This window comes from [Pantoea] beijingensis, from assembly GCF_022647505.1.
GTDB lineage: Bacteria > Pseudomonadota > Gammaproteobacteria > Enterobacterales > Enterobacteriaceae > Erwinia > Erwinia beijingensis.
In genome coordinates this window covers 2,154,287-2,172,307 of the sequence record NZ_CP071409.1, presented here as the reverse complement: position 1 = coordinate 2,172,307, position 18,021 = coordinate 2,154,287, and the positions used below count along the sequence as shown (strand labels likewise).

Here is an 18,021-nt window from a genome sequence, read left to right as displayed (position 1 = left end):
TTTTTCGCACTTAAATAGCGGTGTTAAATCGTGTTGTCGGCGAGTGTATACCGGCTGATTGGCGCAGGCAGAAACCATCGATGCGGAAATAAAATTCGTGCTATATCCGCGCGTACACAAAATGTTTAAGCCATAAAATGGCGCAGGATGAAGCCTCACCCGTTAAGCATCGCGCACCTTGTTAATAATGGTGCATTTTTTTGCTTTTCAACAGTGCATATTGGCATTCTGCTATCCGTCTTCCTGAAAAAAAGGCAGGTAATAAAAAAATATGATAAAACGAATAATGCGCTTATAGCGCGACGCAAACGATTAACATAACTTACTGGTCACCCGATAATGATCCCACAGATTTCCCAGGCGCCTGGTCTTGTTCAACTGGTGCTCACTTTTTTGCAAGCGTTAGAGCAGCAGGGCTTCACCGGCGATATCGCCACCAGCTATGCCGATCGTCTTACCATGTCAACGGATAACAGCATTTATCAGTTGCTGCCGGATGCGGTGATATTTCCACGTTCCACTGCGGACGTCGCGCTCATCGCGCGTATCGCCGGCGAGTCACGTTTTACCAGCCTGGTGTTTACGCCACGAGGTGGTGGCACCGGTACGAACGGACAGTCGCTTAACCAGGGCATTGTGGTCGATCTGTCGCGGCATATGAATCGTATCCTGGAAATTAATCCAGAACAGGGATGGGTAAGAGTTGAAGCGGGAGTGATCAAAGATCAGCTTAATGCCTACCTTAAGCCGTTCGGTTATTTTTTCTCGCCAGAGCTTTCCACCAGTAACCGTGCCACGCTGGGGGGAATGATTAATACCGATGCTTCTGGTCAGGGCTCGCTGGTTTATGGCAAAACGTCCGACCATGTGCTGGGACTACGCGCGGTTTTGCTGGGCGGAGATATCCTTGACACGCGTGAAATTCCGGTAGCGCTTGCGGAACAACTGGCGCAGGACACTACGGCGGAAGGCCGGATTTATCGTACTGTGCTGGCGAGCTGCCGCGAACAGCGTTCGCTGATCCTCGAAAAATTCCCCAAACTGAACCGCTTTCTAACCGGCTATGATTTGCGCCATGTGCTGAGTGACGATCTACAGCATGTAGATTTAACGCGTATTCTCTGCGGTGCGGAAGGAACGCTGGCATTTATTGCCGAAGCAAAACTGGACATTACGCCGTTGCCGAAGGTTCGCCGGCTAGTGAATATTAAATATGACGCTTTCGATTCGGCGCTACGCAATGCGCCTTTTATGGTGGAAGCGCAGGCATTATCGGTGGAAACCGTCGATTCAAAAGTATTAAACCTGGCACGAGAAGACATTGTGTGGCATTCGGTTCGGGAACTGATTACCGATGTTCCCGATCGTGAGATGCTGGGCCTGAACATAGTTGAGTTCGCTGGCGATGATAAAGCACTGATCGATGGCCAGGTTGAGGCGCTGTGTCAGCGTCTTGATATGTTAATGGCGGAACGACAGGGCGGAGTTATCGGTTACCAACTTTGTGACGATCTTACGGGGATTGAACGTATTTATGCGATGCGCAAAAAAGCCGTTGGGCTATTGGGCAACGCGAAAGGTAGCGCGAAACCGATTCCCTTTGTTGAAGATACCGCAGTGCCACCTCAGCACCTGGCTGACTATATCGTTGAGTTTCGTGCTCTGCTGGATAGCCACAACCTCAGTTACGGTATGTTCGGGCATGTTGATGCCGGCGTGCTTCATGTCAGACCGGCTCTGGACATGTGCGATCCGCAGCAGGAAATGCTGATGAAACAGATATCTGATGAGGTTGTGGCGCTGACCGCGCGCTATGGTGGTTTGCTTTGGGGTGAGCACGGTAAAGGTTTTCGTGCAGAATACAGTCCGGCATTTTTTGGTGATGTACTCTACAATGAACTCCGTCGCATCAAAGCGGCATTCGATCCCGCAAACCGGCTCAATCCCGGTAAAATCTGTGCACCAGAAGGTGCTGAGCGGCCAATGATGCGTGTCGATGCTGAAAAGCGAGGAGCGTTTGACCGCCAGATCCCCGTCAATGTTCGCACCGACTGGCGTGGTGCGATGGAGTGTAATGGCAACGGCCTGTGTTTTAACTTTGACGCGCGCAGCCCCATGTGCCCTTCCATGAAAATCACCGGCAACCGTATCCACTCGCCAAAAGGTCGGGCTACCTTAACGCGAGAATGGTTGCGTCTGTTGGCTGATAAAGGGGTTGATCCGCTGGTATTGGAAAAGCAACTGCCAGCTTCAGGCATTAGCTTACGTGGTTTAATCGAACGAACCCGCAATAGCTGGCATGCAAGAAAAGGGGAATATGACTTCTCGCACGAAGTAAAAGAGGCGATGTCTGGCTGCCTGGCTTGTAAAGCCTGCTCAACGCAATGCCCGATTAAAATTGATGTGCCGGGTTTTCGCTCTCGCTTCTTGCAACTTTACCACACGCGTTATCTGCGACCAGTAAGCGATCATTTGGTTGCTGGCGTGGAAAACTATGCTCCTTTAATGGCCCGAGCACCAAAAACCTTCAACTTTTTCCTGCGTCAGCCATGGCTGCGTGAGCTGAGCAAAAAACATATCGGTATGGTCGATCTGCCGCTACTCTCATCGCCGACGCTAAAGCAACAGTTGGCGGGGCACAGTGCGGCGGGTATGACATTGGAAGATCTGGAAACGCTAACGTCGGAGCAGCGGCAGAATACGGTGCTGGTGGTTCAGGATCCGTTCACCAGCTATTATGAAGCGCAGTTGGTGGCGGACTTTGTCCAGTTGATTGAGAAGCTTGGCTATCGTGCTGTACTGTTACCTTTTTCACCGAATGGTAAGGCTCAGCATATTAAAGGTTTTCTACAGCGTTTCGCGCGGACGGCGCAGAAAACCGCTGATTTCCTCAATCGCGTGGCGAAATTAGGCATGCCGATGGTTGGGGTCGATCCGGCGCTCGTGCTCTGTTATCGCGATGAATATCAGCAGGTACTCGCTGATAAACGCGGGGAATTCCACGTCCAGTTGGTGCACGAATGGCTGCAGCAGGCCCTTGACCGTCGGGAGTCTCCTGCACAAACGGGGGAGGCGTGGTACCTTTTTGGGCACTGTACTGAGGTCACGGCGTTGCCATCAACACCAAACCAGTGGGCCAATATTTTCGCCCGCTTTGGTGCCAGGCTGGAAAATGTCAGTGTAGGATGTTGCGGCATGGCCGGGACATACGGGCATGAAACCAAAAATCTGGATAACTCTTTGGGAATTTATGAACTGTCCTGGCACCAGGCCTTGCAGAAATTGCCACGGCAGCGCTGTCTGGCAACGGGCTACTCCTGCCGGAGTCAGGTCAAGCGTATTGAAGGCAATGGGATGCGTCATCCCTTGCAGGTACTGTTGGAGCTGATTTGATGCCTATCTGGACGCGAGATGCCACGCTTGACATGCTTAACCAGCATAGCGCAGGAACGCTGGTTGAGCATCTTGGGATCCGGTTTATTGCATTGCATGATGATGCGATTGAAGCGTTGATGTCGGTTGACCACCGTACCCGGCAGCCTTTTGGGTTGTTGCATGGCGGTGCCTCGGCAGTACTGGCAGAAACGCTGGGATCGATGGCGGGTTATCTTTGTACCGAAGGAGATAGCTATATTGTTGGGCTTGAAATCAATGCTAATCACATACGTAGCGTGCGTGAAGGCGAGGTTCGGGGAGTTTGTCGTGCAATTCATCTTGGGCGGACTCATCAGGTGTGGCAAATCGACGTTATGGATGCGCAAAATCGCTTATGTTGTACTTCGCGGCTTACAACGGCTGTCATGCAGACTTCTTCCTGAATCTTCAGTGAAATACCGCTATTTGTGCATGGAATGACAAGCAAGCAGGGTTACCGCGTTGCGGCGTGTAACCCTCTTTGCGGCGCGGGGCGTTCAGAAGTTCCAACTGGCGTGTCTGACGAAATCACTTTGCAATGCCGTTGCCTTATCCCAGTCGCCATTGTTCGCAAATTGATGACACAGTAGGGTCAGCGAATGTCGTGCCAGTTGCCATGCCTGCATGCGAAAAAGACGTTCACGCCGGCTGTCACTCATCTCAAGCAATAATCGGTGATGTAATTTACCCAGTGCGTGGAGATAGCTTTGGTCATCGCCATTGAGTTGACACAATTCGGCCATATCTAAACAGGTATCGTTAAATTTTCTCAGCTGTTCGACTGAGCATTCGGGGCGGTTAAGCTTTGCCTGCGCCATATAAAAATCGACGGTAACATCACGTACGGAAAACTTGTATTCATCAATTTTATACTGCAACCATGCACTCATTGAGACGTTCATTCGATTACCCAGCTGCGCTAATGATAATCATTATCATATTATAAAGTCCGAAATCTTCAATGAAATTCCGCAGCAAATTTATCGATTAATGCTGCCTGTTAATTAAATTGGTTTAAACGATAGTGCACTATTCACAAAGGCGTAAAATAATAATCATTACGCCTTTCCCAAATGCATTTAAATATTAATGATTTTTTTCAAAAGGTTATCTCTTCGACTCGTTACCCATCCGTGACGATCGCAATCCGTTTCACAGGGTCTATCCTTAGTAAACAGGTATGAAAAAAGCCCTTTTACGCTTATCCCTGTAAAACAAGAGGTTGAAGTGATAATCGTTATCACTAACATAGGGGTATTAGCCCACGGGCTATCGCATCGCGAGGTACTGATATGCAAACTGCAAATCCTGCATCATTTTCTCCTGACGATTTCGTCTGGAAGGGGCTCACGCTTACGGATAGCGCCGCGCAGCAAATTATCGCGCTATCGGCTAAAGATCCGCATGTTAAGGGATTAAGGCTTGGTGTGAAGCAGTCCGGCTGCGCGGGGTTCGGCTACGTTATGGATCTGGTTAAAGAACCGGCGGATGACGATCTCCTCTATAGTCATCAGGGCGCTACGCTGTTCGTTCCGCTTCAGGCAATGCCCTTTGTTGACGGTACCGAAGTTGATTTCGTCCGTGAAGGCCTGAATCAGATCTTTAAATTTAATAACCCTAAAGCTCAACACGCCTGCGGCTGTGGTGAAAGCTTTGGCGTAGAGTAACCCACGTTATGTCACGACAAACAGACGCATCTGATGATGTACAGGTTTGGGAAGGCGGCCAGCAAAAGTATAAAGAGGGCTTCTTTACCCAGTTGCAAACCGACGAAATGGCTCACGGCATCAATGAAGATGTGGTGCGAGCCATTTCGGCCAAGCGCAATGAACCCGAATGGATGCTGGAGTTTCGTCTGAAAGCCTATGAAGCCTGGCTACAGATGGAAGAGCCACACTGGTTAAAAGCCAATTACAAATCACTGGACTATCAGGATTACAGCTATTACTCCGCGCCGTCCTGCGGTCACTGCGATGACAGCTGTGCTTCCGAACCGGGCGCTTTGCAGGCTTCGGGTGGCCAGCCCGCCAGTAACTATCTCACTCAGGAAGTGGAAAACGCTTTTAAGCAGTTGGGTGTGCCGGTTCGTGAAGGACAGGAAGTGGCGGTGGATGCAATTTTTGACTCCGTGTCGGTCGCGACAACCTATAGGCATAAACTGGCTGAACAGGGCATTATTTTCTGCTCATTCAGCGAAGCGATTCACGATCATCCGGAGCTGGTAAAAAAATATCTGGGCACGGTGGTTCCGGCCAATGATAACTTTTTTGCTGCGCTAAACTCGGCTGTCGCCTCGGATGGAACGTTTGTTTACATTCCGAAAGGCGTGCGCTGTCCGATGGAGTTGTCTACCTATTTTCGTATCAATGCGGCAAAAACCGGTCAGTTCGAGCGTACTATTCTGATCGCTGATGAAGACAGTTACGTTAGCTACATTGAGGGCTGCTCGGCGCCGGTGCGCGACAGTTATCAGCTGCATGCTGCGGTGGTGGAAGTCATCATCCACAAAAATGCGGAAGTGAAATACTCTACGGTGCAGAACTGGTTCGCCGGTGGTGAGGCTGAGGGCGGTATTTTAAACTTCGTAACGAAGCGTGCGTTGTGCGAAGGTGAACACAGTAAAATGTCCTGGACACAGTCTGAAACCGGTTCAGCTATCACCTGGAAGTACCCTAGCGTGATTCTACGTGGGGATAACTCGATTGGTGAGTTCTTCTCGGTTGCGCTGACCAGCGGTCATCAGCAGGCCGACACGGGTACCAAGATGATCCATATTGGTAAAAACACCAAATCGACGATCATTTCGAAAGGCATCTCGGCAGGTAAAAGCCAGAATACTTATCGAGGCCTGGTCAAAATTATGCCGACCGCGACCAATGCCCGTAACTTCACGCAGTGTGACTCCATGCTCATTGGCCCTGATTGCGGTGCTCATACTTTCCCGTATGTCGAAGCGCGCAATAACACCGCCCAGCTTGAACATGAGGCGACAACATCGCGTATTGGTGAAGATCAACTTTTCTATTGCCTGCAACGCGGCATCAGCGAGGATGATGCGATTTCAATGATTGTAAATGGCTTCTGTAAAGACGTCTTCTCCGAGCTCCCCCTGGAATTCGCCGTTGAGGCGCAAAAGCTGCTGGCGATTAGCCTGGAACACAGCGTGGGTTAAACCGCGTCGCGATGAACACCGTTGCCGGAAAGCAATGCGAAGGAAATTCTATGTTAAGTATTAAAAATTTACAGGTCAGTATTGAGGATAAAGCCATTCTGCGGGGACTGGACCTGGAGATTAAACCCGGCGAAGTTCATGCGATTATGGGACCGAATGGTTCAGGGAAAAGCACGCTCTCCGCTACGCTGGCCGGACGTGAAGAGTATGATGTCGTTGGTGGTTCCGTCACCTTCAAGGGGAAAGACCTGCTTGAGTTATCACCGGAAGATCGCGCTGGTGAAGGTATTTTTATGGCGTTTCAGTATCCGGTTGAAATTCCCGGCGTCAGCAATCAGTTTTTCCTGCAAACGGCCGTAAACGCAGTGCGCAAATATCGCGATAATGAACCGCTTGATCGCTTTGATTTTCAGGATTTCATTGAAGATAAAATCCAGTTGCTAAAAATGCCGGAAGATTTGCTGACGCGTTCGGTTAACGTTGGCTTTTCCGGTGGCGAAAAGAAGCGCAACGATATCCTGCAAATGGCGGCACTGGAGCCAGAGCTCTGCATTCTTGATGAGACCGACTCGGGTCTGGACATTGACGCATTAAAAATTGTGGCAAACGGCGTTAATACGCTGCGCGACGGCAAGCGTTCGTTCATCATTGTTACCCACTACCAGCGTATACTTGATTACATTAAGCCGGATTATGTCCATGTTCTTTACCAGGGAAAAATTGTGAAATCCGGTGATTTTACGTTAGTGAAACAGTTGGAGGAGCAAGGCTATGGCTGGCTTACCGACGAAGAGTAGTGATAATGCACTGCAACAGTGGCACCACCTGTTTGAATCGCGTGGAAAAAGCCGCTCGCTGCAGGCACAGCAGCACTGGCAGCAACTGATGCGTTTAGGGTTGCCAACCCGTAAGCAAGAGAACTGGAAGTATACGCCGCTGGAATCCCTGTTTAGCCAGAGTTTTGTGCTACCGGAAAATAGTCGCGTTACCGCGCAGGATATTGCTCAAATTGCGCTGAATATTGATGCGGTGCGCCTGATCTTTATTGATGGCAAATTCAATGCTGAGCTCAGTGATCAAACTTTTGATGGCTACGGCGTACAGGTTTCACAGGCTGCTGAGCGCCGGGCATTTGACGCCCCTGTTCAGGCCGAGATGTTCCTGCATTTGACCGAAAGTCTGGCTGAAGAAGCGATCACATTACAGGTCACGCGTGGCAGCGCGACGCAACGCCCGCTTTATTTGCTGCATATCAGTAGCGGTAGTGGTAGCGAGCAGATGAACACCTCGCACTATCGGCACCATCTTCAGGTTGAAGAGGGCGCGGAAGCGCAAATTATTGAACATTACGTCAGTCTTCACGATGCGGTTCACTTTACCGGTTCTCGCCTGACGATGGCGGTGGGCGATAATGCACGTCTGAATCATATTAAGTTGGCATTTGAGAATGTTGGCAGCTACCACTTTGCTCACAACGACATTACTTCAGGGCGTGACGCGAATGTTATCAGCCAGAGCTTTCTGTTAGGGGCAGGTCTGACGCGCCATAACACCAGCGCACAGCTTAATGGTGAAAATACCACGTTGAATATCAATAGCCTGGTATTGCCGATTGATAAAGAAGTGTGTGATACCCGGACTTATCTGGAACATAACAAAGGCTATTGTCAGAGTCGACAACTCCATAAAACCATTGTCCGCGATCGCGCACGCGCAGTTTTCAATGGCATGATTAAAGTGGCAAAGCATGCGTTAAAAACTGATGGACAAATGACCAATAATAACCTGTTATTGGGGCGTCTGGCCGAAGTCGATACTAAACCTCAACTGGAAATCTACGCGGATGACGTGAAGTGCAGCCATGGTGCCACCATTGGCCGTATTGACGATGAGCAGATGTTTTATCTGCGTTCGCGTGGCATTGATGAGGAATCGGCACAGCGCATGATTATCTATGCTTTTGCTGCTGAATTGACCGAGGCAATTGAAGATGAAACGTTGAAGACGGTCGTGCTACAACGCATTGCTCAACGCTTTCCCGGAGGCATCAAATGAATTTTGATCTGGCTCGCGTCCGCGCGGAGTTTCCTATCCTGTCACGGGAGGTCAACGGACAGCCGTTGGCCTATCTGGATAGCGCGGCCAGCGCCCAGAAACCACTTTCCGTCATTCAGGCGGAAAGCCATTTCTATCAGCATGGCTATGCGGCAGTACATCGCGGTATTCATACCCTGAGCGCCGAGGCGACCACTGATATGGAAAACGTGCGCAATCAGGCCGCGCGTTTTCTCAATGCTGCCTCACAGGACGAGATTATCTTTGTTAAGGGCACCACGGAGGGGATCAATCTCGTCGCCAATAGTTGGGGCAGCAGCCAGCTCAAAGCCGGTGATAACATCGTCATTACTCAGATGGAGCACCATGCCAACATCGTTCCGTGGCAGATGCTTGCACAACGGGTGGGGGCTGAAATCCGCGTGTTGCCGTTGACGACAGACGGCGAACTTGACACCGGGCAACTTGCTTCGCTAATTGATGATCGCACGCGGTTATTTGCGGTTACCCAGGTTTCCAATGTGTTGGGTACTATCAATCCAGTGAAAGCGCTAGTGGCGCAGGCCAAAGCGGCGGGGATAGTGACGCTGATTGATGGCGCACAGGCAGTCATGCACCATAAAGTTGATGTGCAGGATATCGATTGTGATTTCTATGTCTTCTCAGGTCACAAGCTCTACGGTCCAACGGGGATCGGCGTTCTTTATGCGCGTAAAGCCTTACAGGAGCAGATGCCACCCTGGGAAGGCGGCGGCTCAATGATTGCCAATGTCGTGCTGCCTGAAGGCACTACGTTTAATTCAGCGCCGTGGCGCTTTGAAGCGGGTTCGCCTAATACCGGCGGAATTATTGGCCTCGGCGCGGCCCTGACTTGGGTTGAAACACTGGGTCTGGATAACATTCAGCAGCGCGAACAGATGCTGATGCGTTATGCGCTGGATAAACTTGCCTCCGTCCCCGACCTGATTGTATATGGGCCGCAGCGACGTGCCGGAGTGATCGCCTTTAATCTCGGAAACCATCACGCCTATGATGTGGGCAGTTTTCTCGACCAATATGGCATTGCGATCCGCACCGGACATCATTGTGCCATGCCACTGATGAGCCATTATGCTGTTCCGGCAATGTGCCGGGCCTCATTTGCTCTGTATAATAGTGAAGAAGAGGCAGATCGGCTGGTTGCAGGTCTGATACGTATTCATCGTTTGCTGGGGGGTTAACTCTACTGGCAGACAAGGGAGGAACTGATGGCAACACTGCCGGACAAAGAGAGACTGGTGCGTAATTTTAACCGCTGCGCCAACTGGGAAGAGAAGTATCTGTATGTGATTGAATTAGGCGGTCGCTTGCCAGAATTGTCCGATTCGTTGCATCAACCCGAAAATACCATTTCGGGCTGCCAGAGCCAGGTCTGGATAGTCATGAATCAGGGAGGGGATGGCACTATACACCTGCAGGGCGATAGCGACGCTGCGATAGTTAAGGGATTGATAGCAATAGTTTTTATTATTTATCAGCAGATGACCGCACGGGAGATTCTGGATTACGATATACGCCCTGTGTTTGAACAGCTCGCGCTGACACAACATCTTACCCCATCCCGTTCTCAGGGGCTTGAAGCGATGATTCGCGCAATTCGTCTTAAAGCACAAACACTGAGTTAACGCATTAATTTATAAGATCCTGTCTCCGTTTTTGCTCCTGGCACCCGCCGCACTGTCAGGAGCAACAAGCGCTCTACAATGGCGTTTGCCGTAGCCGGTTAGCCGCGATGGCCAGTGTCCTGCGACTTGACGTACGGCGGGTATATACTTAGCGTGGGAATCACTTCTGTCCACAATAAGAGAACCCCGCATGAAACCTGTGTTAAACCTCGCTGGATTTTTACTGCTAAGTTTTATTGCCGGGACGCGTGTTGCCAGTGCCACTGAGTATCCGCTTCCCCCCGATAATAGCCGGCTGATTGGCGAGAACACCACGTTTACCGTGCCGGCCGGCAATCGGCCGCTGGAAGATGTCGCGGCCAACTATAAAGTGGGCCTGTTAGGCATGCTTGAAGCTAATCCCGGCACCGATCCCTGGCTACCCAAAGCTGGTACTGAACTGACGATCCCCACCCAAATGCTACTGCCCGATACCAAACGAGAAGGTATTATCGTCAATATTGCCGAACTGCGTCTTTACTACTATCCGAAGGGCGAGAATAAAGTGATTGTTTATCCCATTGGGATAGGCCAATTGGGGGCTAATACGCCTACAATGGTGACTCGCATTAGCCAGAAAATCCCTAATCCTACCTGGACACCTACGGTAAATATCCGCAAACGCTATGCCAAAGAAGGCGTAACGCTGCCTGCGGTTATACCCGCCGGGCCGGACAACCCAATGGGGCTGTTTGCGCTACGGCTGGCACGAGGAACGGGACAATATCTGATACACGGCACCAATGCTAACTTTGGTATCGGTATGCGCGTAAGCTCTGGTTGTATTCGCCTGCGCCCTGATGATATTGAGGCGTTGTTTAACCACGTACCGCAAGGAACGCGTGTGCAGGTAATTAACCAACCGATTAAATATGCAGTGGAACCCGATGGGAAGCGCTACATTGAGGTGCATCAGCCTCTATCACATACAGAAAAAGACGACCCACAGACGATGAAGATTCCGTTGAGCAAAGCGGCATCTGCGTTTATTAACAGTAAGGATAGTGATACGCGCCTGTCTGAACAGGCCATCGTCCGTCGCTCCGGTATGCCGATATTAGTCAGTAGAGGCGAAGATATTGGTGAGGACGGTAATCCGCTTTCGGCTATCCAGCAGCAGCAGGGCGACGCAGAGCAACAGTAGACGCGTTCGGCTGGCCCTCGTCAGGATATTAACGCCAAGCCAGCAGGGATGCGTACAGCGCGACAGGGACGTTTAGAAATAATAAATCGGGGATAACGGGAACATCAGGGCAAAAAAATGGCGCACAATGTGCGCCATTTTTACTACCAGAACTCTTACTTACGGTAAGAGCGAGCCTGGTTGTCCAGACGCTGGTTAGCACGTGCTGCGTCGTCTTTAGCCGCTTGAACGTCAGAACGGATTGCGTTCACGTCGTTGCTCAGCTGATCAACTTTAGCGTTCAGAGTCTGAACATCGGTAGACAGCTGGTCAATTTTAGCATTGCCAGAACAGCCTGCCAGCAGAGTAGAACCCAGAATTACCGCGCCCAGTACCAGTTTAGTACGATTCATTATTTATACCCTCTAGATTGAGTTAATCTCCATGTAGCGTTACAAGTATTACACAAAGCTTTTTCCAATGAGAATAAATTTTTGATGAGAACATGCTTAAATTTGATCGTTCGCTCAAAGAAGCATCTGTCAGGGGGTAAATGAGAGAAAAATAAAAGAAAACAGGCAGTTTTAATCGGACGAATCTTCGAATTTCTGCGGATTAAATAGTTTTTTTCGATTGGTGTTTTTCTGAACCTCTTTTATTAAAAAATAAAAAAGCGCCCTTAGGCGCCTTTTTTAGCACAGAATGCCATTCTTAATTACAGGACATGAACTGATGCTGTGTTTGTGGTGCCGCTTGGTACCAGTGCGCCAGAAACCATCACCACGACATCGCCTTTTAGCGCATAGCCGCTTTCCAGTGCTGCATCTTTACCGATGCGGTAGAAATCATCAGTTGAAGCGATCTCTTTCACGATGTGCGTCACGATACCTTTGCTCAGAATAAGCTGACGTGCGGTCTGCTCATTGGTGGTCAAAGCCAGTATGGTCGCGTTCGGGAAATACTTACGCACGGATTTCGCTGACTTACCCCCTTCGGTCGCTACCACGATCAACGGTGCTTCCAGTTTCTCGGCGGTTTCAACCGCGCCACGGCAAACGGCTTCAGTAATGCGCATTTTACGGTTATCTTGCTGAGAGTCGATGCGGCTCTTCATTACGCGGTCTGTACGTTCACAGATCGTTGCCATAATGGTGACCGACTCCAGCGGGTATTTCCCTTTTGCACTCTCACCTGAGAGCATTACGGCATCAGTACCATCAAGAATGGCATTCGCGACGTCGCCAGCTTCAGCGCGGGTAGGGCGAGGATTTTTGATCATCGAATCGAGCATCTGGGTGGCGGTAATGACCACTTTACGTGCGCGGTTACATTTTTTGATCATCATTTTCTGCGCGAAGATGACTTCTTCAACCGGAATTTCAACGCCGAGGTCACCGCGAGCAACCATAATACCGTCGGAGGCATCAAGGATTTCATCAAAGTTGTTCAGACCTTCCTGGTTCTCAATTTTGGAGATGATCTGAATATGCTCGCCGCCGTGCTGTTTCAGATGTTCGCGAATTTCCAATACATCTGACCGTTTACGGATAAAAGAAGCGGCGACGAAGTCAACGCCTTGTTCACAGCCGAAAATCAGGTCACGCTTATCTTTTTCAGCCAGTGCCGGTAACTGAATAGAGACACCCGGCAGGTTAACGCCTTTGTTCTCACCCAAATCGCCGTTGTTCAGCACTTTGCAGATGACGCTGTCTTCCGTTACTTCGATAACTTCCATACCGATCAGACCATCGTCTACCAGCACGGTGTTGCCAATTTTCAAATCGGCAGCGAAACCTGGATAGGTGACTGCAACACGCTCTGCGTTGCCAATCACCGACTGATCGGTCGTAAAGGTAAAGGTCTGACCCGCTTTGAGGGAAGCATCATTGCCGCCTTCCAGCTTCATGGTGCGGATTTCCGGACCTTTAGTATCCAGTAGGATGGCGGCCTGATGCCCGGTTTTACTCATCACTGCACGCAAATTGGTAATGCGCTGGCCGTGTTCTTCGTAATCGCCATGGGAGAAATTGAGACGCATCACATTCATACCTGCATCAAGCAGGTGGGTTAGCATCTCTTCGGATTCGGTTTTAGGGCCGATAGTACAAACGATCTTGGTCTTTTTCATGAGCAAGTTATCTATAAGTTGTGATGGAGGATTAAGGCGTATTTTCGATGAGCAATGCACCGAAGGGAAAATTTGTGTGTATCAGACGGACGGTATAAAGGGTGACAATACTGAATAATAATAGGAGACAGATACAAAGCGTGCAGAAGAAGTTATGCGGATGGTCCAGCATGGCCGCCGGGATGTGTTGCGCAAGCTGTAGTTGTTGCAGGTCGGGGCTCGTCAATTGGCTGAAACCATTCAAGTAAAACAACGTTGATTATTATAGTCGCTAAGTGCTAGAAAACCAATTAAAAAGCACAGTTTGGAGAGGTGTCAGATCAATAAAAGGTGAAGTTGCGCAAACAGGGGAGTTCAGTATAAGTAACGAATAAACGGGGGGTACTGGATGTGGTGCGTTCTAGAGGACTCGAACCTCCGACCCCCACCATGTCAAGGTGGTGCTCTAACCAACTGAGCTAAGAACGCAAAAAACGATTGGTGCGTCCGAGTGGACTCGAACCACCGACCCCCACCATGTCAAGGTGGTGCTCTAACCAACTGAGCTACGGACGCACTTTGGTGCGTTCTAGAGGACTCGAACCTCCGACCCCCACCATGTCAAGGTGGTGCTCTAACCAACTGAGCTAAGAACGCATTTTGCTATTAAGCTGATAGCGGGGACGAATATTAACGGCAGCTTACTCGGCTGGCAAGCGGAAAGCGTGATTTTTGTTACCGACTGCTGAGCAACTGTGCGACCCGCCGTTTTTTTAAACGTAATGGGCCCGAAAGGCCCATAGATTAACGAGCAGCCCTGGCGAGAATAACGTCTGCCGGTAAACGTTGTAACCGGCAAATTCGCCAGATCATCATAACGGCTGATGAGGTTAAGCCAATAATAAACCCATACCAGAACCCTGCCGGGCCGAGAGCCGGCACCACCCAATGAGTCATCGCCAGAATATAACCGCTGGGGAGGCCCAGAACCCAGTAAGCGATAAATGTGATAAAGAAGATCGAGCGTGTGTCTTTGTATCCGCGTAGGATGCCGCTTCCAATTACCTGAATAGCGTCAGAGAATTGGTAGATAGCAGCCAGAAACATCAGCTGTGCGGCCAGCATCACTACCTCAGGATTATCGTTATACAATAAGGCAATCTGTTCACGAAAGATGACGGTAAAGGTTGCGGTGATCGCAGCCATACAGATCCCAACCCCCTGTGCCGTCCATGCTGCAATCCGTGCATTTTCAGCCGAGCCCTGGCCAAGCCGGTAACCCACTCTAATCGTGGCGGCCACTCCTAAAGCAAGCGGCAGTACAAACATGAGAGAGCTAAAGTTCAGCGCGATCTGATGACCCGCGACTTTGACGATGCCCATAGGGGAAACCAGCAGTGCTACGACGGCAAAGAGCGTTACTTCAAAGAAGAGTGCCAGGGCAACTGGCAGTCCAAGCGTAGTAATTCGCCATAATACTGGCCAATCAGGCGTGCTGAATCGGGTAGCATTTATGATATCCCGCAGCGATCCCGCGCGATTTACCCAAATTTTCATGGCAATAAACATAACCCAGTAAACTGCGGCTGTTGCCACACCGCAGCCCACACCGCCCAAGGCGGGCATGCCAAAGTGCCCGTAAATGAAAATATAATTTACCGGGATATTGACCAGCAGGCCGATAAATCCCATCACCATCCCGGGTTTCGTTTTGGATAATCCCTCACATTGGCTACGTGCAACCTGAAAAAACAGGTAGCCTGGGGTGCCCCACAGTAAAGCACGCAGATAGCGAATCGCCTTATCAGCAAGATCGTGATCGACATTTTTCATCGCGCCAATAACATGGCCCGCATTAAATAGCACCACCATAATTAATACCGAAACGAAGGCCGCAAGCCAGTAAGCCTGACGAACTTGATGTGCTATGCGCTCGCGACGACCCGAACCATTAAGTTGCGCAACAATTGGCGTTAAGGCCAGAATTAAGCCATGACCGAATAGAATACTGGGGAGCCAGATTGACGTCCCGACCGCGACAGCCGCCATATCCGTTGCACTCACAGAACCCGCCATAATGGTATCGACGAACCCCATCGAAGTTTGCGCAATTTGCGCAAGAATGACGGGAATGGCGAGGGCGAGTAATTGTCGCGCCTCAGTCATATATTTTTGCACGTAATATATCCTTTTTAATTATATTTATCCCTTAACGCGTGATCATCGGACTATATCGTCGTCGTCATTATTGGCGTATCTGGAACTGTTAGCGGCACAGACCACCGCTTTGCTCACCGGTAGTATCGGACTGGGGTGACGGATTGAGGTCCGATATCATCATCCAGCTTTTTTTTGCCAATGAATTCCAGGACCGCAGGACTAGTGTAGCGGGACGATATACGTTAATCCAACGATCATTAAACCGGTAGGGGATGATCATGCCCCAATGCTGGAAATCGGCAGACTATGGTAATATTGCCAAAAAACAGACTGAGGTTTAAGCATGTTTACCGGTATTGTGCAGGGCACCGCAGAGGTGCTGTCTATCGAAGAAAAAACCAACTTCCGTACCCATATAGTTAAACTTCCAGCGGAACTCTTGCCAGGCCTGGAGTTGGGGGCATCAGTTGCGCATAACGGGTGCTGTCTAACCGTCACGGAAATCAATAATGATCGCGTGAGTTTTGATTTGGTGAAAGAGACATTACGTATCACTAACTTGGGTGAGCTTCAGCCGGGCGATAAGATAAACGTTGAGCGAGCTGCGAAATTCAGTGATGAGATTGGTGGGCACTTGATGTCTGGCCACATTATGACTACGGCCGAAATTTGTAAGATCATTAATTCAGAGAATAATCGCGAAATTTGGTTTAAACCTCGGGACGTAGAGCAGATGAAATACATTCTGCACAAAGGTTTTATCGGCATTGATGGCATCAGTTTGACGGTAGGGGATGTTAACAAAACAAAGTTCTGTGTGCATTTAATCCCTGAGACGCTGGCTCGCACTACGCTGGGCACGAAGAAGTTGGGACAACGTGTCAATATCGAGATCGATCCCCACACTCAGGCCATTGTCGAAACGGTCGAGCGGGTGTTAGCACAGCGTGAAGCCGCGTTATTGACGGCGGCTGAACGGGCTGAAGAGTCGTGAGTAAAGTAAAAGGGTCGCTTGCGACCCTTGAGTTTGGTGATATTTCTATAGGGTTGAGCAGTATACTCAGTACGTTGTCGTTATCCCTTGCTGTTTCCTGCGTAATCTACTGAAACGGCGGTTGACCATTTAGTGTGGGACGCGTAACCCACCTTCTACACCACGACTAAACACGACCTGCCAAAGCTGAATACTGCGCGATCTGAACGCACCCGCGCATGCGTTAAGGTAATAACTAAACATACGTTTAAAACGTTCCCCGTACTTTTCTTCCAACTGTGGCCAGGCATCATTAAAACGCGCATACCACGCCATTAACGTTGTATCGTAATCTGCGCCGAAATTATGCCAGTCCTCCATAACAAAGTGGGGCTCGCTGGCGTCAGCGATATGACGTACTGAGGGGAGGCAGCCGTTAGGGAATATATATTTATTGATCCAGGGATCTACATTCACATCGGTTTTAATTGCACCGATGGTATGCAACAGGAAAATACCGTCGGGCTTCAAGTTACGATTAACCACGTCAAAGTAGGTGGCGTAATTTTTAGGCCCCACATGTTCAAACATGCCGACGGAAACAATACGATCGTATTGCTGATTAAGGTCGCGGTAATCCTGTAGCAGGATAGTGACGTCCAGACCTTCACAGCGTGCCTGTGCTAATTTCTGTTGTTCGGCAGAAATAGTGACACCGTAAACACTCACGCCATAGTGGCGGGCCGCATACTCGGCCAATCCACCCCAGCCGCAGCCAATATCCAGCAAGGACATGCCGGGCTGAAGCTGTAGTTTTTCACAAATCATTTTCAGCTTAGCATTTTGTGCTTGCTCAAGCGTATAGGCTTCTTTCCAGTATCCGCAGGAGTACTGCATATGCGGGTCCAGCATCAACGAAAAGAGATCGTTACCCAGATCGTAATGTTCTTTACCAACGATCCACGCGCGTTTTTTGGATTGCAAATTGGTGAGACGCGCAGCCGCGACGCGCAGCGTATCTTTAAAGTGGTGAGGGAGTTTCTGGTCGAGTTTATGTATTAATACGCGCTGAAAAAGAATATCGAGGCGTTCACAATCCCACCAGCCGTCCATGTAACTTTCACCCAGCCCCAGTGAGCCGTCCTGGATAACCCGTTTAAAAAACTCCGGATTTTTAACCTGAATATCCCACGGGCGCGAACCATTAATCTCAATATCAGCAATATTGAGCATTTCATGGACAATGCGGTACCAATGGTTTTCTTCCAGGCTCACTTCTTCTATACACGATGAACTCATAGCTTCTCCATCACC

General features: G+C 49.8%; 15 protein-coding genes and 3 tRNA genes. 10 read left to right on the top strand and 8 right to left on the bottom strand.

Annotation, left to right across the window (positions count from 1 at the left end; translation table 11 throughout):
• The first annotated feature begins 339 nt into the window (after window positions 1–339).
• Window positions 340–3,393, top strand: a complete 3,054-nt coding sequence (gene ydiJ / locus J1C60_RS09760) for a D-2-hydroxyglutarate dehydrogenase YdiJ (RefSeq protein ID WP_128174276.1) — start codon at window positions 340–342, stop codon at window positions 3,391–3,393.
• Entirely contained in the window at window positions 3,393–3,818 is a 426-nt protein-coding gene (locus tag J1C60_RS09755) for a hotdog fold thioesterase (protein WP_128174278.1), read from the top strand. Before ydiJ ends, J1C60_RS09755 begins: the two co-directional genes overlap by 1 nt.
• Window positions 3,819–3,911: 93 nt before the next feature.
• On the opposite strand, the gene J1C60_RS09750 is transcribed toward J1C60_RS09755, so the two are convergent.
• Window positions 3,912–4,316, bottom strand: a complete 405-nt coding sequence (locus tag J1C60_RS09750; RefSeq protein ID WP_128174280.1) for a hypothetical protein — start codon at window positions 4,314–4,316, stop codon at window positions 3,912–3,914.
• A 390-nt stretch (window positions 4,317–4,706) separates the two neighbouring features.
• Between J1C60_RS09750 and sufA the strand changes: the two genes are divergently transcribed.
• From sufA to J1C60_RS09715, 7 genes are all read left to right on the top strand, one after another.
• Window positions 4,707–5,081 carry a Fe-S cluster assembly scaffold SufA gene (gene sufA / locus J1C60_RS09745; RefSeq protein ID WP_128174282.1) on the top strand — a complete coding sequence of 125 codons (375 nt, stop codon included), beginning with the start codon at window positions 4,707–4,709 and terminating at the stop codon, window positions 5,079–5,081.
• Between the two features lie 8 nt (window positions 5,082–5,089).
• Window positions 5,090–6,586: a Fe-S cluster assembly protein SufB gene (sufB, locus tag J1C60_RS09740; RefSeq protein ID WP_128174284.1), complete on the top strand. Its 1,497-nt coding sequence runs from the start codon at window positions 5,090–5,092 to the stop codon at window positions 6,584–6,586.
• Window positions 6,587–6,636: 50 nt separating this feature from the next.
• The gene (gene sufC / locus J1C60_RS09735; protein ID WP_128174286.1) at window positions 6,637–7,383 is read left to right on the top strand and encodes a Fe-S cluster assembly ATPase SufC; all 747 of its coding nucleotides are present in this window, start codon (window positions 6,637–6,639) and stop codon (window positions 7,381–7,383) included.
• Window positions 7,358–8,641, top strand: coding sequence for a Fe-S cluster assembly protein SufD (gene sufD, locus J1C60_RS09730; protein WP_128174288.1), 1,284 nt, complete (start codon window positions 7,358–7,360; stop codon window positions 8,639–8,641). The genes sufC and sufD overlap by 26 nt, the downstream gene beginning before the upstream one ends.
• Window positions 8,638–9,861: a cysteine desulfurase SufS gene (gene sufS, locus J1C60_RS09725; protein WP_128174289.1), complete on the top strand. Its 1,224-nt coding sequence runs from the start codon at window positions 8,638–8,640 to the stop codon at window positions 9,859–9,861. The genes sufD and sufS overlap by 4 nt, the downstream gene beginning before the upstream one ends.
• A gap of 27 nt (window positions 9,862–9,888) precedes the next feature.
• Window positions 9,889–10,305, top strand: coding sequence for a cysteine desulfuration protein SufE (gene sufE, locus J1C60_RS09720; RefSeq protein ID WP_128174291.1), 417 nt, complete (start codon window positions 9,889–9,891; stop codon window positions 10,303–10,305).
• 190 nt (window positions 10,306–10,495) lie between these two features.
• Window positions 10,496–11,488 carry a L,D-transpeptidase family protein gene (locus J1C60_RS09715; RefSeq protein WP_128174293.1) on the top strand — a complete coding sequence of 331 codons (993 nt, stop codon included), beginning with the start codon at window positions 10,496–10,498 and terminating at the stop codon, window positions 11,486–11,488.
• 155 nt (window positions 11,489–11,643) lie between these two features.
• On the opposite strand, the gene J1C60_RS09710 is transcribed toward J1C60_RS09715, so the two are convergent.
• From J1C60_RS09710 to J1C60_RS09685, 6 genes are all read right to left on the bottom strand, one after another.
• The gene (locus J1C60_RS09710) at window positions 11,644–11,880 is read right to left on the bottom strand and encodes a major outer membrane lipoprotein (RefSeq protein WP_128174295.1); all 237 of its coding nucleotides are present in this window, start codon (window positions 11,878–11,880) and stop codon (window positions 11,644–11,646) included.
• 302 nt (window positions 11,881–12,182) lie between these two features.
• Window positions 12,183–13,595, bottom strand: a complete 1,413-nt coding sequence (gene pykF / locus J1C60_RS09705; RefSeq protein ID WP_128174296.1) for a pyruvate kinase PykF — start codon at window positions 13,593–13,595, stop codon at window positions 12,183–12,185.
• A gap of 391 nt (window positions 13,596–13,986) precedes the next feature.
• Window positions 13,987–14,063, bottom strand: a tRNA-Val gene (locus tag J1C60_RS09700).
• A gap of 10 nt (window positions 14,064–14,073) precedes the next feature.
• Window positions 14,074–14,150: transfer RNA gene (locus J1C60_RS09695), tRNA-Val, on the bottom strand.
• Between the two features lie 4 nt (window positions 14,151–14,154).
• A tRNA-Val gene (locus tag J1C60_RS09690) sits at window positions 14,155–14,231 on the bottom strand.
• Between the two features lie 147 nt (window positions 14,232–14,378).
• Window positions 14,379–15,752, bottom strand: a complete 1,374-nt coding sequence (locus J1C60_RS09685) for an MATE family efflux transporter (RefSeq protein ID WP_128174298.1) — start codon at window positions 15,750–15,752, stop codon at window positions 14,379–14,381.
• 325 nt (window positions 15,753–16,077) lie between these two features.
• On the opposite strand from J1C60_RS09685, the gene J1C60_RS09680 reads away from it, so the two are divergent.
• Window positions 16,078–16,728: a riboflavin synthase subunit alpha gene (locus J1C60_RS09680; RefSeq protein ID WP_128174300.1), complete on the top strand. Its 651-nt coding sequence runs from the start codon at window positions 16,078–16,080 to the stop codon at window positions 16,726–16,728.
• 129 nt (window positions 16,729–16,857) lie between these two features.
• On the opposite strand, the gene cfa is transcribed toward J1C60_RS09680, so the two are convergent.
• Window positions 16,858–18,006, bottom strand: coding sequence for a cyclopropane fatty acyl phospholipid synthase (gene cfa / locus J1C60_RS09675; protein WP_128174302.1), 1,149 nt, complete (start codon window positions 18,004–18,006; stop codon window positions 16,858–16,860).
• Window positions 18,007–18,021: the final 15 nt, after the last annotated feature.